Source organism: Pseudomonas sp. FW306-02-D09B (genome assembly GCF_058782685.1).
Window position 1 is genome coordinate 141,945 of the sequence record NZ_JBYSXY010000010.1, and the last position, 20,258, is coordinate 162,202.

The 20,258-nt window shown below is 55.1% G+C and carries 19 protein-coding genes and 1 pseudogene; 6 read left to right on the plus strand and 14 right to left on the minus strand.

Going from position 1 to position 20,258, the window contains the following annotated elements:
* Positions 1-153: 153 nt before the first annotated feature.
* Positions 154-1,056, plus strand: coding sequence for an Hsp33 family molecular chaperone HslO (gene hslO, locus AC3WK5_RS17930; protein WP_054595100.1), 903 nt, complete (start codon positions 154-156; stop codon positions 1,054-1,056).
* A gap of 179 nt (positions 1,057-1,235) precedes the next feature.
* Positions 1,236-2,777 (plus strand): phosphoenolpyruvate carboxykinase, encoded by a 1,542-nt coding sequence (locus AC3WK5_RS17935; RefSeq protein ID WP_103318262.1) that lies wholly within the window; start codon positions 1,236-1,238, stop codon positions 2,775-2,777.
* A 65-nt stretch (positions 2,778-2,842) separates the two neighbouring features.
* On the opposite strand, the gene AC3WK5_RS17940 is transcribed toward AC3WK5_RS17935, so the two are convergent.
* The 10 genes and pseudogenes from AC3WK5_RS17940 to AC3WK5_RS17985 form a co-directional block, all read right to left on the minus strand.
* Entirely contained in the window at positions 2,843-4,837 is a 1,995-nt protein-coding gene (locus AC3WK5_RS17940; RefSeq protein ID WP_103318259.1) for an AAA family ATPase, read from the minus strand.
* A gap of 1 nt (position 4,838) precedes the next feature.
* The gene (locus AC3WK5_RS17945; protein ID WP_103318257.1) at positions 4,839-5,294 is read right to left on the minus strand and encodes a hypothetical protein; all 456 of its coding nucleotides are present in this window, start codon (positions 5,292-5,294) and stop codon (positions 4,839-4,841) included.
* Positions 5,287-6,243: a hypothetical protein gene (locus AC3WK5_RS17950; protein WP_146039826.1), complete on the minus strand. Its 957-nt coding sequence runs from the start codon at positions 6,241-6,243 to the stop codon at positions 5,287-5,289. Before AC3WK5_RS17950 ends, AC3WK5_RS17945 begins: the two co-directional genes overlap by 8 nt.
* A 626-nt stretch (positions 6,244-6,869) precedes the next feature.
* Positions 6,870-7,223: a DUF1493 family protein gene (locus AC3WK5_RS17955; RefSeq protein ID WP_103318254.1), complete on the minus strand. Its 354-nt coding sequence runs from the start codon at positions 7,221-7,223 to the stop codon at positions 6,870-6,872.
* An 88-nt stretch (positions 7,224-7,311) separates the two neighbouring features.
* Positions 7,312-7,467 (minus strand): annotated as a pseudogene (locus AC3WK5_RS17960) (YhfG family protein); the annotation flags it as partial.
* A gap of 511 nt (positions 7,468-7,978) precedes the next feature.
* Positions 7,979-8,266 (minus strand): helix-turn-helix domain-containing protein, encoded by a 288-nt coding sequence (locus AC3WK5_RS17965; protein ID WP_103318249.1) that lies wholly within the window; start codon positions 8,264-8,266, stop codon positions 7,979-7,981.
* 2 nt (positions 8,267-8,268) lie between these two features.
* Positions 8,269-8,583: a type II toxin-antitoxin system RelE/ParE family toxin gene (locus AC3WK5_RS17970; RefSeq protein WP_103318247.1), complete on the minus strand. Its 315-nt coding sequence runs from the start codon at positions 8,581-8,583 to the stop codon at positions 8,269-8,271.
* A gap of 129 nt (positions 8,584-8,712) precedes the next feature.
* Complete coding sequence (locus tag AC3WK5_RS17975) at positions 8,713-9,009, minus strand: hypothetical protein (RefSeq protein ID WP_103318245.1); 297 nt, start codon at positions 9,007-9,009, stop codon at positions 8,713-8,715.
* A gap of 325 nt (positions 9,010-9,334) precedes the next feature.
* Entirely contained in the window at positions 9,335-9,517 is a 183-nt protein-coding gene (locus AC3WK5_RS17980; RefSeq protein ID WP_103318308.1) for an antitoxin PaaA2 family protein, read from the minus strand.
* A 5-nt stretch (positions 9,518-9,522) separates the two neighbouring features.
* Complete coding sequence (locus tag AC3WK5_RS17985; RefSeq protein ID WP_103318243.1) at positions 9,523-9,804, minus strand: hypothetical protein; 282 nt, start codon at positions 9,802-9,804, stop codon at positions 9,523-9,525.
* 308 nt (positions 9,805-10,112) lie between these two features.
* On the opposite strand from AC3WK5_RS17985, the gene AC3WK5_RS17990 reads away from it, so the two are divergent.
* The 4 genes from AC3WK5_RS17990 to AC3WK5_RS18005 all read left to right on the plus strand — a co-directional run bounded on the left by AC3WK5_RS17990 (position 10,113) and on the right by AC3WK5_RS18005 (position 15,098).
* Positions 10,113-11,288, plus strand: a complete 1,176-nt coding sequence (locus AC3WK5_RS17990) for a tetratricopeptide repeat protein (protein ID WP_103318241.1) — start codon at positions 10,113-10,115, stop codon at positions 11,286-11,288.
* 67 nt (positions 11,289-11,355) lie between these two features.
* A complete protein-coding gene (locus AC3WK5_RS17995) occupies positions 11,356-12,486 on the plus strand; it encodes a polysaccharide deacetylase family protein (RefSeq protein WP_103318238.1) in 1,131 nt (376 codons plus the stop codon).
* A gap of 171 nt (positions 12,487-12,657) precedes the next feature.
* Positions 12,658-14,592: a RecQ family ATP-dependent DNA helicase gene (locus AC3WK5_RS18000; protein WP_103318236.1), complete on the plus strand. Its 1,935-nt coding sequence runs from the start codon at positions 12,658-12,660 to the stop codon at positions 14,590-14,592.
* Positions 14,593-14,666: 74 nt separating this feature from the next.
* Positions 14,667-15,098 (plus strand): acyl-CoA thioesterase, encoded by a 432-nt coding sequence (locus AC3WK5_RS18005; protein WP_103318234.1) that lies wholly within the window; start codon positions 14,667-14,669, stop codon positions 15,096-15,098.
* Positions 15,099-15,163: 65 nt separating this feature from the next.
* Here the strand turns inward: AC3WK5_RS18005 and AC3WK5_RS18010 are convergent, their stop codons facing one another.
* The 4 genes from AC3WK5_RS18010 to AC3WK5_RS18025 form a co-directional block, all read right to left on the minus strand.
* Positions 15,164-15,652 (minus strand): glycine zipper domain-containing protein, encoded by a 489-nt coding sequence (locus AC3WK5_RS18010; RefSeq protein ID WP_103318232.1) that lies wholly within the window; start codon positions 15,650-15,652, stop codon positions 15,164-15,166.
* Between the two features lie 350 nt (positions 15,653-16,002).
* Complete coding sequence (locus AC3WK5_RS18015) at positions 16,003-18,351, minus strand: FdhF/YdeP family oxidoreductase (RefSeq protein ID WP_103318230.1); 2,349 nt, start codon at positions 18,349-18,351, stop codon at positions 16,003-16,005.
* A complete protein-coding gene (gene fdhD, locus AC3WK5_RS18020; RefSeq protein WP_103318229.1) occupies positions 18,348-19,187 on the minus strand; it encodes a formate dehydrogenase accessory sulfurtransferase FdhD in 840 nt (279 codons plus the stop codon). The genes AC3WK5_RS18015 and fdhD overlap by 4 nt, the downstream gene beginning before the upstream one ends.
* A 94-nt stretch (positions 19,188-19,281) precedes the next feature.
* A complete protein-coding gene (locus tag AC3WK5_RS18025; RefSeq protein WP_103318227.1) occupies positions 19,282-20,169 on the minus strand; it encodes a LysR family transcriptional regulator in 888 nt (295 codons plus the stop codon).
* Between the last annotated feature and the right edge of the window lie 89 nt (positions 20,170-20,258).

A 20,258-nucleotide genomic window follows, 5' to 3' on the forward strand; every position in this document is an offset into this window, starting at 1 on the left:
GCATCGTTACGTCGCGGTTCGAGCTTGCTTGGAACAAACCCGGATTGTTCATAAAATGCCTGCCATGGCCAATATTAATGCACCGAAACGGTGCGCAAGGCGCGGCTTTCAGCCCTTGTCATCCTTTAGTCTTCACTTCAGATACCCAGACCTATGACTGATCTACCGGATACCGACTTCACCCAACGCTTCATCTTCGATGACAGCGACACCCGCGGCGAGCTGGTGGCGTTGGAGCGTAGCTATGCCGAAGTCCTCGCCAAACATCCCTATCCGGAGCCGGTCGCGCAACTGCTTGGCGAACTGATGGCGGCTGCGGCGCTGCTGGTCGGCACCTTGAAGTTCGATGGCTTGCTGATCCTGCAGGCGCGTTCCGAAGGCCCGGTGTCGCTGTTGATGATCGAGTGCTCCAGCGAGCGTGAAATCCGTGGTCTGGCCCGTTACGACGCAGACCTGATCGCCGCTGACGCGACTCTGGCCGACATGATGCCCGACGGCGTGCTGGCGCTCACCGTCGACCCGACCCAGGGCCAGCGTTACCAGGGCATCGTCGACCTCGACGGCGCGACCCTGGCCGACTGCTTCACCAACTATTTCGTCATGTCGCAGCAAGTCGGCACGCGCTTCTGGCTGCACGCCGACGGTCGTCGCGCCCGTGGTCTGCTGCTGCAACAACTGCCGGCCGACCGCCTGAAAGACGAAGAAGAACGCGCCGCCAGCTGGCAGCACATCACCGCGCTGGGCAGCACCCTGACCGCCGATGAATTGCTGAGCCTGGACAACGAAACCATCTTGCATCGTCTCTACCACGAAGAGCAGGTGCGCCTGTTTGATGTGCAGAAACTACGCTTCCATTGCAGTTGCTCGCGTGAGCGTTCTGCAAACGCGCTGTCCAGCCTGGGTCAGGAAGATGCTCAGGCACTGGTCGTCGAGCACGGTGGCCACATCGAAATCGACTGCCAGTTCTGCAACCAGCGCTACCTGTTCGATGCGGCCGATATCACCCAATTGTTCGCCGGAGCGGGTGTCGATACGCCGTCAGATACCCGTCACTAAAACGCTTCAGCGCAGGTAAATTCACTGGTAAACGCCGGAATAACGCCGTCCTGACGGGAGGGCCCTACTATTTTTGGGCTTTTCTGGCATAATCCGGCCCACTTTTTTAGCGGTAGTAGTGCGCGACTTTCTACTACAAAACGTTTGGAGCACTCGGCCACTGGCCGACGGGGAACCTCATGACGCAAGCCAATAATGCTGTGTACACCGATCTGAGTGTTGATGATCTGGTTAAAGAAGCCCTGAGTCGCGGTGAGGGCGAGCTTGCCGATACCGGCGCGCTGGTCGTTCGCACCGGTCACCGTACCGGTCGTTCGCCCGTCGACCGTTTCATTGTTGAAGAGCCAACCACTCAGGCCGCTATCGCCTGGGGCCCGATCAACCGCAAGTTCCCGGCCGACAAGTTCGATGCCCTGTGGGCTCGTGTTGAGGCGTTCAACAACGCGCAAGAGCATTTCGTTTCCCACGTGCACGTAGGTTCTGCCGAAGAGCATTACCTGGCCGTGAAAATGACCACCCAGACTGCCTGGCAGAACCTGTTCGGTCGTTGCCTGTTCATCAACCCGGCCCAGTACAACCCGGCTGGTCGTGAAGAGTGGCAAGTTCTGAACGTCGCCAACTTCGAGTGCGTGCCAGAGCGTGACGGCACCAACTCCGACGGCTGCGTGATCATCAACTTCGCGCAGAAGAAAGTGCTGCTCGCCGGCATGCGCTACGCCGGTGAAATGAAGAAAGCCATGTTCTCGGTGCAGAACTTCCTGCTGCCGGCCGCCGACGTACTGCCAATGCACTGCGCTGCCAACATCGGCGAAGAAGGCGACGTGACCCTGTTCTTCGGTCTGTCCGGCACCGGCAAGACCACCCTGTCCGCCGACGAAAGCCGTTACCTGATCGGTGACGACGAACACGGCTGGGGCGAGGGCGTGGTGTTCAACATCGAAGGCGGTTGCTATGCCAAGTGCATCGACCTGTCCGAGAAGAACGAGCCTGTCATCTGGAAAGCCATCAAGCACGGCGCCGTCCTGGAAAACGTCGTGATCGACGACGCCAAGCACGCCGACTACACCGATGTCAGCCTGACCCAGAACAGCCGCGCCGCCTACCCGCTGGAGCACGTTGCCAAGCGTTCCGAGAAGAACCTGGGTGGCGAGCCAAACGCTGTGATCTTCCTGACCTGCGACCTGACCGGCGTACTGCCGCCAGTGTCGATTCTCAATGAAGAACAAGCGGCCTACCACTTCCTGTCTGGCTACACCGCGCTGGTGGGCTCGACCGAAATGGGTTCGGGCAGCGGCATCAAGTCGACCTTCTCCACCTGCTTCGGCGCACCGTTCTTCCCGCGTCCGGCTGGCGAATACGCAGAACTGCTGATCAAGCGCATCCGCGGCTTCGGCTCCAAGGTCTACCTGGTCAACACCGGCTGGACCGGCGGCGGCTACGGCGTCGGCAAACGCTTCAACATCCCGACCACTCGCGGCGTGATCGCAGCAATCCAGAGCGGCGCGTTGATCGGTGCAGCCACCGAACACCTCGACACCATCAACCTCGACGTGCCACTGGCTGTGCCAGGCGTTGAGACTGGCCTGTTGAACCCACGTAACACCTGGGCTGACAAGGCTGCTTACGACGAAGCTGCTAAAGCGCTGGCGGGTCTGTTCATTGAGAACTTCAAGAAGTTCGAAGTGAGCGACGCGATCAAGGCTGCTGGGCCGAAGTTGTAAGTATCGGTAGTGGTTTGAGGTAAGAGAAAGCCGCCCTTAGGGGCGGCTTTTTTGTACGTGAGACTTTAGCCATTGCTCGGTTGGAGTATGTAGTCATCAAAATTGATGATGTTAATGTTGTCATAGTCTTCGGCTGTTAGTATTTCATTGAGATCAATGCTTGTTGCAATAATAACTTGGCCACCAAAATTTTCGGTGTGGGTTGCTTTTTTTATGAGTGATCCGAAATCTTTTTTATTAGCTTCGTGTTGTCTTGGCTCGTCAAAAACGACAAAGCCAGAATGTTTGACCTGTTCATAGACACTTGAAAGCTCTAGCAGTGCTAGTGTGTATGACCAAATAATTCGTATGTAATCACTAGCGGAAGAGTCCGCGACTATGTCGAATCCGTCAAGCTCGGGTCTGTATGTGAGTCTAGATACTTTAATGGCGTTGATGTCAGAACTGTTGTAACCGAACTTCATTAGGTTGGATTTTAGTGTTTCTTCAAGAGTGGTCAATATGTTGGAGGATATGCTTGTTGTTGCACGTTTTTTTGCCTGCTCCAATGCTCCCTTTGAAAGGCTCCAATCTTTATGAATGGCGAGAGCTCTCGTGTTGAGCTTAAGTTCTTGTATTTGAATTTTCTTTGTTTCTCGAATGGATTGCTCTGTTTCAATTCGTTCTCTGAGTAGAGATATTTCATCCTTATTTAAATTTTCCTCATCTTTCCTTAGAGTTGTAATTTCTGCATGTAATAGATTTTTCTGCTCATTGCGAGCATTTATTTCAAGCTGAAGATTTTTTGCTGTTGCTGATTGATTTAGTATTATTTTTTGATAGAAGTCTTTTTGGTTTTTTAAGTATTCGACATTTTGCTCTACGGATAACGGTTTGATAGATGCATTTGGCTTGACTAAGCTCTCATACATTTCACTTTCGCATATAGGGCAATTTTTTGTGACAACAGGAAGGTCAGCCTTACTGCCGACATCTTGTAATCGTTTCAATTGTTTGTAGCGATCTAGGTCATTCTCGATTAAGTCGAGCTTCTGTTGTGATTTAAATTCTGACGACAAAAGGCTTTCGAATTTCAGTTCAAGGCTTTCTATTGTTTTATTTGTCTGAAATAGTGCTTTGCTTTTTTCTAATAATGGCTCATGTATAATTCTTTTCTTCGAGTTGCTAGTTATTTCGTTGAGCCTATTTTGAAGGCTGCGGAGTCTTTGATCTAATGTTAAAGTAATATTTCCTGAAGGGAAGATAAAAGAAATTGGATTCGCACCAAGCTCATTGTCTAGTTGTAGGTGCGCTTTTAATTGAATGGAGTTTAGCTCTGCGATTGAGAAAGACGCAGTGATGTTTTTATCCCATTCGCTCTGCAATTCGTCTATGCTTTTTCTTAGTTGGGCAATTTTATTTCTTTCAGCGTAATCTTCAAGCCCTAAGACAAATTCAGTTGCGGAGGATTTTACGTTTTTTATTTTATAGTAGCTTGGTGTGTTGGCTTGTATTTCAGACCAACCTCTTTTTTGCTCGATGAAGAAAAGAGGGAATATGCACTCTAGATATAAAGGAGTTTCCCTGCCTTCGTAGGTGACAACTTTTGGTAGTGTCCAGCCGATAAAACGCTCCAGCCAAAAATGAAAACCAAATGTGCTTTTTGCAGACCCTATGTCTCCCGCTGCCCCCAAAAAATAATCTCTTGTAGTTTCTCCCTCAACAATCACAGTTATTTTGTTCGGGTTGCCTAGTGCCTCCCGTTTAAGACAAGCTTTCACTCCTGATCTATTAGATAGCGATAGCTCGACGCCGGAAAAAAGAACTTTATTGTGATGCTCAGAGCCTTTGTTTTTAAGAAGATAGCTGTACATCGATTTGGGGAAAGGTTGTTTTCTACTCGGGCCAAGAATAGCTTCTAATCCAAGTGCGTAAGCTATTGCATTTATGCAGGTTGATTTGCCGGAGGTGTTTTCGGCTCGAATTATATTTAGACCTGGCTTTAACGGAATTACAGTTGAGAATACCCCTTCTGAGGTTTCAGAGTAAATTTTTATTTCTTCAAGGTTCAAACCAAGCATTTTACTCTCCTAGAATTTTAGAAACTGCCGTGTTAGTTAGGCTTGAAGATATAGATTGAAGAAAATCGACTTCGCTAGTTAGAATATTCTCCTCGCTAATTAATGAGTTCAGCGAGATCCCGAGTTCGGTGAGACTAAGTCTGGAGTCTTCTATAAGGATTAGGTTTTTGGCTAGGCACAGCTCAATAGCTTTCTCGTCACTTCTGTCAATTGAAATATCGAAAGTGTCTTTGTTGGTTAACCTTTCGACATAAAAGGCCCACTGCTGTTTTCGAATTAACATCCAAACAGCAACCTTTATTTTGTTTATTGTTACTTGTGAGTTTTTGTCTTTCAAGTTATTCAGGGAAATTATGATCAGCGATATGCGCCAGAGTGGCCGCATTTCGATAGGTAGAGGGTAGCCTTGTTCACTAATTTTTAGCGTTGATGTGCTTTCAGCTATGGTGTTATTCATATATGACAAACTCCAAATTGCATTCGGCTAGCCATTTTGCAAGATGGCCTGTGGCTAAAAGTTCAATATTCCTAGTCGATATGTTATGGTTGCTATTCAGGAATGAATCTCTGTTTAGCTTTAGAAGCTCTTTAAGTACTTCTTGAGGTGTTAAGCCCCCATAGTGAAAGTCGCTTTTTGTACGATCCAGACTTTCAATTGCTTGGACAAAAATGTCTGTTTCAATTTGAGGAAATACTGCGCGGTAGTAATCCATTAGTTCATTGAGCTGTATATATTTTGTTACTTGCTCTTCTTTGAATATTTCTGTAGCGCGGTCTTTTAAAATTGCGTTAGATTTTCTTTTAAGGTTTTCATGGAATGTCGAATTGGAACTCATCCAGTTTTCAATATCTACATGGCTAACAGGGTTTACTTCAAGGTCGACTTTTTCTAGGACTAGATGCCTTGCGGTTAAAGCAGCTTCTGGAAAGCTTTCATCTGTTTCGATTTTGACTTGAAAAAAATTATCTATAAAGTCGAGGCTTTGAAGTCGGACCTCCTTTTCTTTGACCTTGCATTTTTTGATTAAGTCACGACTCTTTATTTCAGGGATCATTAAGATCCAATGAGTTATTTTTAGGTCGCCAATTAATTTCTTAATTTCTACTTTGTATTTCTCAAGTTTTTTCAGGTCGTCCGTTATTTTTTTTGTAACTTTTTTCTTGTATTCCGCCATGGAGTAATCTGGCTTTGGAAAATAGCACTGATATATCGTCCCGTCTGAAGTGAAAAATTCAATTCCATGATCACCTCTGTCGTCTGCCGGCACATATGTGAAATATTTAAATCCATATTGCTTTCTTAGAATTTGTTCGCAATATTTTTCCCATAGCGGACCATCTAATTGTTGTTTGTATTTATTTAGTAAGCTAGAAATTGTTGTTTTAGGATTTCCGCCATCGCTCATAGAAATGCGCCCAATCGATTTAGAGGTTTAAGCTTGTAGTCGACTAACGGTCGTCCTGAGTGTAATTGTGTCGTCTGCACTTTCGAGTAGTTGTTATCGCTCTGCCACTGTTTTGGTAGGGCAGTAAAGTACAATTTACTTGAGTCGTAATTGTTGTTTTTTTCTGGTGACAGTTGCTGCTTTGTTTGTTTGATGTTGGTTGAGGCGGAAGGGTTGTTGTATGACTTTTTCGAGGTGCAGCGGTACCGCAGTACTCAAGACAAATACTGATTTGGAGGCGGGAATCTACCGTGTCCTGATCCTGGGACTTCATGGCATCCATTTCTCATGCTAGGTAAGCTGAGTACCATATATCTTGTAGATGTCACTCAGCATTGGAGTGAGATTAAACTGGATGGCATCATTTTGCTAGCACCTGCACAGCGGGTGCCTTGAGACTTTGGTATGGGATATACGTCCTGGAGTCTGGAACTCCGAGGTGCGTTAGCTGAGGATAGACGTCTATGTCTTTCCCTCAACTCTCGAAGAGTCGAAGCAGCAATGGCTTTTGCTGAATGCGTTTCTTCATCGGTGGAGCGAAGGCGAGACTCGAGTCGCTTCAGAACGCGTTCACGTTATGACGCAAGTCACTTGCCTTCTAAATCTTGCGTATACCAGCGTTGCGCCTTGATGGCCTGGTAGAGCATGCCAATGGTCAGCGGGACTTTGTCGCCACGTCCCTTGGCCCGTCGTTTGAGAAACACGTCAAAGCCTTCGGGGTGAAAATAGCGATAGGCGTCGTAGTCGACGAGGTCGATCGCGAATTGTTCTTCCAGGGTTTCCATCAGGTGCCGGGCGTCTGAGCCATCGCAGCCGAGGTCGAAATTGATCGAGGTGCTGAGGGTGATGGTTTTGCGTTCGGGCAGGCCGAGTTCTTCGTGCAGCAGCTGCATTAGCAGGTGCATGACATGATCGTCGGGGAAGTTGGGTGCGAGGTTCATTACGGGACGTCCGGTTGGGCTTATGGGGATCTTATTGGCCGTCGGGCTTGGGGGGAAGGGCAGAAGCAGAGGTTGGAGGTTCGTCTTGTCGGTACTTTGCGAGCACTTCTTCTCGTGTAGGAAGTGGTTTGTCGAGGTCTGCCTGTGACGTGTCGAATCCGGCGAGGCGTAGGCTGGCCAAGTAGTTTGAGCGGCGGACTTTTTCGTAATGCGCTTGTTTTTGTTTGAAGGTTAATTGGCTCATGACGGCAGTCTCGGGGCTGCTGTTTCTTTCATTTATGTCTGAAAACACGCGGTGCGTTCATCGCTGGCAAGCCAGGCTCCTACAGGAACGTGGCGTGCCAGCGCGTGTGGTGTGTCAGGTAGGCGCTTTCCAGTTCAGCATGCGTTGCTGGGCAACCTGAAGTAGGTCGCCTCCGATGTAGGGCATCTCGTTTTTTGCCATAGACGCTTGGCTTTCTCATCTTCAATGCCGGGCCAAAGGCTGTCGATGTTGGCTTGTACTCGCCTCCTGACTCCGACGCTTAGGGTAATGGTGTCGACCTATGCGTCATGGCGGTGCTGGAGCATCCATCGCAACGGCATTCCCGTAGGTATTTCCTGAAACCTCTTGACTCTTAAAGTTTACGCATGCGACAGCTGTCCACGTTTTATGGAATGTGGACAGTTGGAAAAACGGTTTCGTGGAGAGTCAAGATCTTTGATGGTTCCCGCGCTCTGGGACCCTGCGATGAGATATGGCGACGTTGTACCGTTCAACCGGCTAACGCGCTCAACACATGGACAGGGTCATTGTGTATGGCTTTCAGCAGGGCTTTGGCTGGTCCTGTCGGTTCTCGACGGCCCTGCTCCCAATTGCGCAGAGTGCCGAGTTGGACGTCGATCAACGCTGCGAATTTGGCCTGAGTCAGACCGGTAGCCTTACGAATTTCTTTGACTTGCAACGCGTCAACATGGAATTCGCGGGAAGGCAGGCGTTCACCCCGTACGATCTCGTCCATCTGTTGCACGCTTTCCATCAGCTCATCAAAAAACTTGCTCATGGTTATCTCCAGTGTTCGATGACGGCTTTCAACGCTTTGCGTTCATCGGCGGTTAGGTCTTGTTGCTCATTTTTAGGGTAGATCATCAACAAAGCGATCTGCGATGCCGAGACGAAATGGTAGTAAATCACTCGGGCTCCTCCTCGTTTGCCGTGCCCCTTGGCCGCGACCCGCATTTTTCGAATCCCGGCTGTCCCTTCGATGACGTCGCCAGCCGAGGGGTTTAGCACCAGCACCTTCTGCAAGGCGATATAGGCATCATCATCTAATAGTTCTTTGGCTCGACGAGTGAAGATTGGAGTCTCAATGAAAATCATTGTTAATGTACGCCATTGGCTTACTTTCGGGCAATGCTGATCAGCATGAATGGACTTTCATCTGTTCAGTTGTAACTGGTGTTTGATCGTTCTCACGCAGAACGTGAGAACGATCTGCTCACTCGGACTTCAGGACGGCGCTTTCCAGTTCAGCATGCGTTGCTGGGCAACCTGGAGTAGATCGCAGCCATCTTGAGTCAGCAGGTACAGGGCGTGGGTGATATGGGGGATGTCTTTGATATCGCCGTGTTTGAAGCATTGGCAGTGCAGGGTTTCGAGCAGGTCGCTGGAGGCGCGGATGCGTTGTAGGGCGGCTTCGAGGATGTCTTGCGGATCGGCCTCTGTGTCGATGATCAGGAGCGGGGAATCGGTGAGGTTGGTTTGGAGTGGGCGGTAGCGATCGGTGAACGGATTCCATGAATTCATTTTTTGTAGCCTCAAATGCATCAGGAGTAACCGCCGCCATCGTGACCAAGCGAAGGAGGCGGACTGTGTTCGGGTTGGTCAACCAGTGAGGCTCACATTCCTGGCACGCCCGAGGGCGTCCCAAACACAGCCACCATATAGCGTGCAGGCACTTGATGTGCCGGCAGCATACAACGGACGCGGATATATGAGCTATTCGGGTGACCAAGCCCGAGCCGCTGATTTTGCAGCGACGCTAACGACTATAGGTGTGGTGTGCCGGCTGGCGATAGCCGACAAGGAGCACGAGGTTGTAGGACGGGGACGAAGATTGGTAAGGCCGTGTCTATCGGTCTGTCTGCCGACGTAGGACGTCTCGTTTTTCAGCCATAAAGCGCTTGGCTTCGTCATCTTCAATGCTGGGACGAAGATCGTTGATGCTGGCTTGTACTTGCTCCCTGAACCATACATCGTAGGCAGCATGGTCGATGGTGTTTTGTGTCTCTATGGGTTTGCTGGGGTTGGCCATGTTTTTCACCTCGTCATCCGCTGCCGAGCCACCTCAAGCAACTCACTCCCATCCTGAGTCAGCAGATAAAGCGCATTGACGATATTCGGAATGTCTTTCACATCCGCTTGCTTGAAGCACAGGCAATAAAGCGTTTCGAGCAGGTCGCTGGAGGCGCGGATGCGTTGTCGGGCGGCGTCCAGGATGGCGTGGGGGGTGGCCTCGGTGTCGATGACCAGGACCGGGGTTTCGCTGTAGTTGGTTTTGAGTGGGCGATAGCGGTTGTTAGACGGATCGTGCGGGTTCATTGAACGTGTCCTGTAGGAAGTCGCGGCGTCGCTCCTGCAGGCCGACACACGGGGTTTAGCCGCGCCGCAAACTATAGAACCCGATCCCGAAGTCTCGCAAGACAGCCCGAATGGACAGGTTTTGTAGGGGGTTTACTTGCTCTTAAGGCTGGGGACTACGCACCGCCCGAGGTTTTTTCAGCGAATCCCCTAGAGGTCAATTTTCCTACGCGATTGTCAGGCGAAACGCGGCAAATTTCGGTATGGTGCGCGCCAGAATCCGTAGGGCGTTTCTCGACGTCTGTTTAAACACTTAAAGGGAATTAGGTATGCGATTGCATCGTATGGCTTCGATTTTGTCGCTGTGGGCCGCTTTTGGCTCGGCGCAGGCTGAACAACTGCCGATCGAGGTGTTGAGTGCGGTGGTCAAGGATCAGAAGATCGCCGACGCTGAAGTGCTGTTGCAACGCAACGGCGCGCAGAACGTGGTGGGGCGTACCAATGCTCAGGGCCAGGTCAGCCTGACCGCCGATTTTGCCGATGACGCCAGCAACCTGCTGATCATCAAGAAGCCGGGTTACTCCAACCTGGTGGTCAAGTGCCCGTGCAAGGGCATGACCTATGCCGTCAGCCCGGTGATGACCAACCTCGACGGCCTGCGAGTGGTGCTGACCTGGGGCGCAACCCCGCGGGACCTCGACTCGCATATGATCTTCCCCGGCAACAACATCTACTTCGGCAGCAAGCAGGGCACCGACGCTCATCTGGATGTCGATGACACCACCAGCTATGGCCCGGAAACCATCACCCTGGAGAAAAAGCACTACGGCGAGAGCTACGTTTACGCCGTGCATGACTTCAGTAACGGCGGTAATCCAAGCTCGAGTGAGCTCTCCAACAGCCAGGCCAAAGTGTTCGTGTACATGGGCCAATCGCTGGTACGCACTTACTACGTGCCGCAAAACCGCAGTGGCAACCTGTGGACCGTATTCCGCATGACCGGCAGCGGCGATTTCCAGGACATCAACAACTTCACGGGCTCGCAGGTCGATGCCAAGAACGTATTGAACGAAGTCTCGCCGTTGCTTGATGACAGCGTTGCCGTCACTGCCGTTGCGGTCAGTGCTTCGGCACTGTCGGATGCGAAAAGCCTGAACCAGAAAGGCGAAGCGGCCTACCACGCCGGCGACCTGCCGCAGGCGATCGACTTCTATCGTCAGGCTATCGAACTGAACAACGGTTTCGGTCAGGCCTACAGCAACCTGGGTCTGGCGTATCAGAAGGCCGGCAACACTGCCGAGTCGATCTGGGCCAACCGCAAGGCTATCGCTCTGGCCAGCGGCAATTCGGCTGCCACTGTTCGCGCCAGTTCCTACTACAACATCGCCCGTATCTATGAAGCGGCGAATCAGTTCCCCGACGCATTGCGTCATTACCAGTTGGCCAAGCAGCAAAAAGCCAACCCGGTGTATGACAAGGCGATCGAGCGCGTGCAAAACCGCTGATCGGTTTGCGTTGAGTTGACCCCATAACGCGCCTCTATCGGCGCGTTGTGCATTTAAGGAGCTGGGTATGCGGTTGCGGGTTTTTACGTTTTTACTGCTCGGTTGCCTGTGGGCAAACACCGCGCACGCGGTGGGTGCGGCGGTGTTCGCGACGATTGATCGCGGCGGCTGGCCAGGCTCGCTGGCCACTGAGGCGGGTTTCGATACGGCCTCGCGCGCCGAGATGCTGATGTTCGGCAAGGCGTTGCTGGCCAGCGAAGCACTGGACGAAAACGCCCTCAAGCAGCGTTTGGGTTTGAAGCAAGTCGAGTTCAAATCCGTGGAGCAGGTGCGCCAGCGTTTCTGGGACCGGCTATTGAGCAACTACCGCAGCGCCAGCCAGAACTGCGAGGCCGAGCTGTTTTGTCCACAGGTGCGTGGTCTCGACGATTTGCGTCAGCAGGCGGCTAGCTTCACCGGCGAGGTCGTCCCGGCCTATGCCGCATGGGCTTCGGTCAGCCGGGTATTTCACGAGCAGTATTTGAACGAGCAACTGCGTCTGGCCGCGTTGTTCCCGAGGATCAGCAGCGAGATCGAGCGCTTCGACAGCGCCGAACTGACCGGCGATGAGCTGGCCGACCGACAGTTTCTGCTGACGTTCGACGATGGCCCGAGTGGCATCGACAAGCACACCGATACCGTGGCCAATGTGCTGCGGGCCAACGATTTGCACGGCGTGTTCTTTGTGCTCGGCGAGCCCTTTCAGGCACGCTTGCGTCAATCTTCGCCAGACAAAATGCGCGAGTTGTACCGAGGCCAGTGCGTTGCCCTGCATGGCTGGGAGCACAAATCCCACAGCGCCTGGAGCGAGTGGCAATCGTCGATCAACCGTTCGGTGACGCTGGTACGCGGTACGGTTCCGGATGACTATCAGTCGTTGTTTCGCCCACCGTATGGCCAGCGTCGCAGCGATAGCGCCGGGTTCTTCAAGGCTCAGGGGCTGAAAGTGATGCTTTGGGGCATCGACTCCCAGGACTGGAGCAAACAGATCAACGCAGACGCCGCGACCCAACGTGTGCAGACCCTGATGCTGCTATGGCGCCGCGGGATCATCCTGTTCCATGACATCCACGACAAGGCACCGAAGGCCGTTCCCGCGTTGATTGCGGCGAATCAGCGCAACGGCGTGAAGTGGGTCGACTGTCGGGCCCAAATGTAGGCTCGACTCATTCGTTTACGATCGTTCCACGTCCGGCGCGGAACGATCGATGCTCTTGCGACACGCCCTCCCTGTATCATCCCGTATCTCTTTTGCGCCCGACCTTTTCTCGACTCGCTGCTTTGGCCGGCTAGGCTTTCGGCATGGCAGCAGTCAACGGAGTGACAGCTTATGCACAACACCCTCGAACAGGTCTTTGGTTATCCACAGTTCCGGCCCGGCCAGGAGGCGGCGGTCAGTGCAGTGTTGGCCGGGCGCTCGGCGGCGGCGATTTTCCCGACCGGCTCCGGCAAATCCTTGTGCTATCAGTTGCCGGCCTTGTTGCTGCCGCACCTGACGCTGGTGGTGTCGCCGTTGCTGGCGCTGATGCAGGACCAATTGGCGTTCTTGCAGCGCCACGGGATTGCCGCGGCGAGTATCGATTCGGCGCAGAGCCGCGATGACGCCAACGAGGTAATGGCGCGGGCGCGTTCCGGCGAATTGAAGATCCTGATGATTTCCGTGGAGCGCTTGAAGAACGAGCGCTTTCGCAACTTTTTGCAGCAAGTGCCGATCTCGTTGCTGGTGGTGGACGAGGCGCACTGTATCTCCGAGTGGGGCCACAACTTCAGGCCCGACTATTTGAAACTGCCGGACTACCAGCGCCAGTTCAACATCCCGCAAGCCTTGCTACTGACCGCCACTGCCACGCCCAAAGTGATCGCCGACATGCAGGCGAAATTCGCCATCGCGGCGAACGATGTGGTGACCACCGGTTTCTACCGGCCCAACCTGAATTTGCTGGTTGAACCGGTGCGTGGCCAGGACAAGCGCCGGCGTCTGGTGGAGTGGATGGGCCAGCGTGCCGGGCAGCCGAGCATCGTCTACGTGACCTTGCAGAAAACCGCCGAGCAGATTGCCCAGCACCTGAGCCAGAACGGTCTTCAGGCCGAGGCCTATCACGCCGGTTTGCCCCATGAACAGCGGGAAGCCATTCAGCGTCGATTCATGGGCGGGCAGTCCAATTGCATCGTCGCCACCATCGCGTTCGGGATGGGTATCGACAAGAGCGATATCCGCAACGTGGTGCATTTTGACCTGCCGAAATCCATCGAAAACTACAGTCAGGAAATTGGCCGTGCCGGGCGTGACGGGCAGCCTTCCGACTGCCTGGTGCTGGCCAACCGCGACAGCCTCAACGTGTTGGAAAACTTCGTGTACGGCGACACGCCGGAGCTGGACGGCATCCGCTGTGTGCTCGACGAACTGCAAGCGGCCGCGCCAGATGGGCAGTGGGAGTTTTTACTGGGACCGCTGGCTGACCAGAGCAATATCCGCCAATTGCCGCTCAAGACCTTGCTGGTGCAACTTGAACTCAAAGGCTTGATCGCCCCGCGTTACGCCTACTTTGCCGAATACCGTTTCAAGTTCCTGCTGGAGCCTGAAGCCTTGTTGGCACGTTTCGAAGGCGAGCGACGGGACTTTGTCGCGGCGATCATCCAGACCTCCAGCCGTGCGCGAACCTGGGCCACGGTGAATTTCGAGGCGCTGTACCAACAGCATCAAGCCGAGCGCAACCGGGTAGTCAAGGCGCTGGATTACTTCCAGGAGAAGGGCTGGGTCGAGCTGGAAAGCAAGCAGATGACCGAGGTCTACAGCCTGCTGCTGGCGGACTTCGATGCCCAGGCGTTGAGTGCCGAGTTGCATGGTTATTTCACGCAACATGAACGTACCGAAATCGCACGTATCCACGCGATGCTCGATCTGTTCGCCACCGAGCACTGCCTGGGTTATCGATTGGCGCAGTACTTCGGTGACGACAATGCGCCGCAGCAGTGCGGGCATTGTTCGGTGTGTCATGGGCAGGTGGCCCGTCTGCCGGAACCGCCTGAGCTGCCGGCGCTTGTGGATAAAAACTTCGAGTCGCTGTGTGGCGACTTTATCCACAGGCATGAGGCGTATAGCGGCGATCTACCGCGTGCGGAACGGCTGACGCGATTCTTGTGCGGTATCAGCGTGCCGTTGTTTACCAAGCTCAAGGCGCGAGCGATTCCGGGGTTTGCAGCGCTGGAGGATTATCCGTATGCCGAGGTACGCGAGTGGGCCGAAGCGAATCTGGCTGACTGAACTGTCACTCATGTAGGAGCGGGCCGGGCGGTTTTCGCCTTAGACTGGCTGTTCAATTCCAGGAACCGACACTGATGTCCAACCCGATACCCCAGCGCTCCGACTACCGCTACTTCCAGCCGATCATCACCCGCTGGCACGACAACGATGTCTATGGGCATGTGAATAACGTGACCTATTACAGTTTCTTCGACACGGCGGTGAATACCTATCTGATCGAAGTCGGTGGTCTGGATATTCACGGCGGTGAAGTGGTGGGGTTTGTGGTGAGTTCGGCGTGCGATTACTTCGCCTCGATCGCTTTTCCCGAGCGCATTGAAATCGGTTTGCGGGTGGGCAAGTTGGGCAGCAGTTCGGTGCAATACGAACTGGCGGTGTTCAAGGCCGGGGAAGTGGACGCCTGTGCGGCAGGGCGCTTTGTGCATGTGTTTGTGGATCGGGCCTCGAATCAGCCGGTGGCGATTCCTGCCGGGTTACGCGGGGCGTTGGAGCGGTTGGTGGTGTGAAACGAAAAATCGCAGCCCGAGGGCTGCGATTTTTTTGGAATCCGTTGCGTGACACTACTCGAGTATCAGTCGCGATAGTACCGGTGGTGATGCTTGCGATGGCCGTAGGCGTGGCCACGACCGCGGTGGTCATCGTCATCATCGCGGTAGTAACGGCGGCCACCACGGTCACGACCGCCACGGTCTTCGTCATAGCTGCTGTTGCCCATATGGTTACCCAGCGCACCGCCCACGCCACCGCCGGCGGCTGCGCCGATCAGGCTGCCCGTAGTGCCGCCCATGCTGCGGCCGACCACGTTACCGCCGGCTGCGCCTAGCGCACCACCGATGGCGGCTTCGCCACGGCTGTGTCTGTTGGCACCTACCGCACTACCGCCGGCGCCGCCCAGGGCTGCACCAATGGTCGAGCCGGTGCTGCCACCCAGCGATTGACCAACCACTGAGCCAAGTACCCCGCCCAATGCGCCGCCAACACCTGCCTCGGCGGTGCCACCGGCAGATGCGGCGCCACTGATCAGGCCAAGGGACAACAAGAGAATCGAGGAGAACTTCATGAGAGGAGCCTCAAAGGGATGACGGCGCGATCCTGAGGCTGTGTCGCGATGGTTACAATAGAAATCCGACGAGTAACACGACTTGTGCACAATTTGCTAAGTTATTGTTTTATAGACGGAACTTAATGGATTTTCGCGGGTCTTTAGCTACTTGCGACAGGCCGCTTTGATACAAAAGCGGCCTTTTTTGTGGGCGTTTGAAAAGTGTTCCAACACCGCGTCAGTGAGGTGAACATAGTCCTGTGGCGAGGGAACTTGCTCCCGTTGGGTCGCGAAGCGGCCCCAAGGTTCACGGCTGCTACGCACCCGAGCGGGAGCAAGCTCCCTCGCCACAGAGGTTTGACTTTGTCTCAGGCAGACTTCGCCATGATCAACCCGGTTTCGCTTGCTGCTTCCAAACGGATCGCCACGAACTTGGAGGTCGGTGTGTGGCTGCCATCACCGATGCTTTCCAGCGGCACCAACGGGTTCACTTCCGGGTAGTAGGCGGCGGCTTGTCCGGCGGGAATATCGAACGCCAGCAAGGTGAAGCCTTTGACGCGGCGCTCACGGCCGTCATCCCAGATCGATACGATATCGGCTTTCTGCCCCGGTTTGAAACCCAGGCGGATGATGTCGGCTTCGTTGACGAACAGCACGTCACGCTGGCCCTTGACCCCACGATAACGGTCGTCGAGACCGTAAATGGTGGTGTTGTACTGATCGTGAGAGCGCATCGATTGCATGATCAGGTCTGGTAACTGCCCGGTGGTGCGGGTGCGCTCGTGTACCAGATCAGCTGGCAGGATGTTCGGGCGGAAATTGGCGCGGCCCGACGGCGTGTGCCAGCGCCGGGCACGTGCGCTGTTGCCGAGATAAAAGCCGCCCGGGTTCTCGATTTTCTGGTTGAAGTCCTTGAAGCCCGGAATAGTGTCGGCAATCAGTTCGCGGATACGGCGGTAATCGGCCACCAGCCAATTCCAGTCGACAGGCGTGGTGCCCAAGGTTGCGGCAGCGATGCCGGCGATGATCGACGGCTCCGAGCGCATCTGTTTCGACAACGGCTGCAGTTGGCCGTTGGAGGCGTGAACCATGCTGAACGAATCTTCAACGGTCACCGCTTGCGCCCCTTCGGTTTGCAAGTCGATGTCGGTGCGCCCCAGGCACGGCAGGATCAGCGCCTCTTTACCGTGCGCCAGATGGCTGCGGTTGAGCTTGGTGCTGATTTGCACGGTGAGGTCGCAATTGCTCAGGGCCTGGAAGGTCCGTGGGCTGTCCGGCGTGGCTTGGGCAAAGTTGCCGCCCAGACCGATGAAGACTTTCGAGCGACCGTCGAGCATCGCGTGGATGGCCTCGACCACGTTGTGACCGTTTTCACGCGGCACCTTGAACTGGAAGCGGCGCTCCAGGGCATCGAGGAAAAACGCCGGTGGGCGTTCGTTGATGCCCATGGTCCGGTCGCCTTGCACGTTGCTGTGCCCACGCACCGGGCACAGGCCCGCGCCCGGCCGACCGATGTTGCCGCGCAGCAGCATCAGGTTGGCGATTTCCTGGATGGTCGCCACCGAGTGCCGGTGCTGGGTAATGCCCATCGCCCAGCACATGATCACATTCTTGCCTTTGGCGTACATGCGCGCCGCTTGCTCGATCTCCTCCAGAGTCAGCCCGGACTGCTCGACGATCTGCTCCCATGAGGTGTCGTCGATTTCGCCCAGGTAGTCGAGCACGCTGACGGTGTGTTCGTTGAGGAAGTCGTGGTCGAACACCGATGGCGCGTCGGTTTGCTGCGCCTCGCGTTCCCATTGCAGCAGGAACTTGGCCATGCCGCGCAGCAGCGCCATGTCACCACCCAACGCTGGGCGGAAGTACGCGGTGTTGGTCGGCTTGTCACCGTTGGTGAGCATTTCGATCGGGTGCTGTGGGTGCTGGAAACGCTCCAGGCCACGCTCTTTGAGCGGGTTGATGCACACCACCTGAGCGCCGCGCTTCACTGCTTCGCGCAGAGGTTCGAGCATCCGTGGATGGTTGGTGCCGGGGTTCTGGCCCCAGACGAAAATCGCGTCCGCGTGTTCGAAGTCGTCGAAGGTCACGGTGCCTTTGCCGACACCGACACTCTGCGCCATGGCCACACCGCTGGCCTCGTGGCACATGTTTGAACAGTCGGGGAAGTTATTGGTGCCGAACGCACGGACGAACAGCTGATAGAGATACGCCGCTTCGTTGCTGGCGCGGCCCGACGTGTAGAACTCGGCCTGATTCGGACTCGGCAGGTTCTGCAGGTGTTTACCGATCAGCGCGAAGGCTGCTTCCCAGCTGATGGGAGTGTAGCGGTCGGTTTCGGCGTTGTAGCTCATCGGCTCGGTCAACCGGCCCTGGTATTCGAGCCAGTAGTCACTTTGTTCCAGCAGCGAGCTGACGCTGTGCTTGGCGAAGAAAGCGGCATCGACCCGGCGCTTGGTGGCTTCCCAGTTGACCGCCTTGGCGCCGTTCTCGCAGAACATCACCATGCCCTTTTCCGGAGAGTCGCCCCAGGCGCAACCGGGGCAGTCGAAGCCGCCGTTCTGGTTGGTCTTGAGCATTATGCGGAGGTTTTTCAGCGCGTTATCACTGGTCAACCAGGCCTGGGCGACGCTGATCAGCGCGCCCCAGCCACCGGCTGGGCCTTTGTAGGGTTTGTAGCGGGGGACGGGTTTCTGGTCGGCTTGACGATGTTGACTCACGCTTGGTTCTCCGTCGCAGGGCTGTAGACCCGCGGCGCACTTTTTTGCGGCAGGTGGATAAGATTGAGGTTGTGCCGGCGTGCCCATTGCACGGCCAGGCCGGTGGGCGACGACAGGCTGACCAGTGTCTGGATGCCGGCGCGCAGCACTTTCTGGATCAGTTCGAGGCTGCAACGGCTGGTGACTATCACCAGTCCACCTGCCATCGGGATGTTCTGGCGGATCAGCGCGCCAATCAGCTTGTCGAGCGCGTTGTGCCGGCCGATGTCTTCACGCCCCAGCAGCAACTCGCCCTGGTTGTTCATGAACACAGCGGCGTGCACTGCGCCGCTGTATTGGCCCAATGGCTGGAATTCACCGATGCGCTGGCGCAGGCCTTCAAGCCATTGTGCGGGCGGTAAGGGGGCGCCCGGCAATATGTTGAGTTGCGGCAAGGCTTGCTCAACCGCTTCGACGCCACAGAGTCCACAACCGCTGGTACCGGCCAGTTGCCGGCGCTGCTGTTTGAGGTTCCAGAACGCGCGGCTGGAAATACTGACCTGCGCGTACTGCGCCGAACCGGACCCGCTGAGTTGCAGGTCATAGAGGTCGGACACGTCACTGATGATCCCGCTACCCAGGCTGAAACCGACGATGAAGTCTTCCAGGTCACTCGGTGTCACCAGCATCACCGCCTGGCTGATGCCGTTGTAGGCGATTGCCAACGCCACTTCCTCAGCGAGCGCGGTGCTGGCTGATTCGCTATGGTCGAGGTTGCAATACTGATAGTTCTGACTGGCGGCTGGCGTGGGCATTTCGACGGCGGGCGCCCCGCAAACCGGACGCTTGGCTTTCATGGGGCATTACCGGCGGTTTATCCAGCCTTAAGCCTAGGCGCGTCAATGTGTCACGTCTAATCGCTATTACTGATCTACCGATAGATGGCGTCGATCAAGAGCTCGTCAGTGATTTCTGGTAGTGCGCGAAACACGCCTCAGCCAGTGCCGAGCGCGGTGTACCGCGGCGCATGATCAGCCCCAGCCGGCCAAGGGTTTGCGCATTTTCAATCGGTTGCAGGCGCAGATGCTCGGTCAGCGTTTCGAGTCCGCCTTCCAGTGGCATCACTGCGCAACACAGGCCTCCGTGCACAGCTTGCAACAATTGATGGACTGCGTCGGTCTGTAACAACGGCTGCGGGCTGAGGCCACGGCTATGGAAGTTGTGGTCGATGGACTGGCGAAAGTGCATGCCGCTGGTGAGCATGCCCAAGGGCAGCTCGATCAGAGCCTCCCAGCTCAAGGGCTTTTCACCGAAGCTGAAAAAGCGCTGGTCGTAGAGCAGGCCCATGCGGGTTTCGCTGAAGGTCAGTGAGTCGAAACGCTCGCTATCAAGGCGTTCAAGATAGGACACGCCGAGGTCCAGGCGATTGTTCGCCAAGTGTTCGAGGATCTGCTCGGAACTCAAGGCCGAGAGTTCGAAGCGCAGGTTCGGGTGTTCGGCGTGCAGTTTCTGCATCAGTGGCAGCGGATCAAAACTCGACAGCGGCACCACGCCCAGGCGCAAGGTGCCGACCAGGTTGCCGCGACAGGCTGCGGCTTCGGCCTGCAAGCCGTCACAGGCGGCCAGCACGGTGCGCGCCCAGGCCAGCACCCGCTCGCCCGGCGCGGTGAAACCTTCGAAGCGCTGGCCACGATTGACCAACGGCAGATCGAGTTCTTCTTCAAGGCTGCGCAAGCGCATCGACAGGGTGGGCTGGGTGATGTGGCAGCGCGCTGCGGCTTGGCCGAAGTGTCGGGTTTCGTCGAGGGCGATGAGGAATTTCAGCTGTTTGATGTCCATCGTCGCTCCGTGGCGCAGGCAAAAGGCGCGATTCTAGCGCTTGTGCCGAAGTTGAGTCATTGGTCGGGCACTGTGGATTTCTAGGCCGT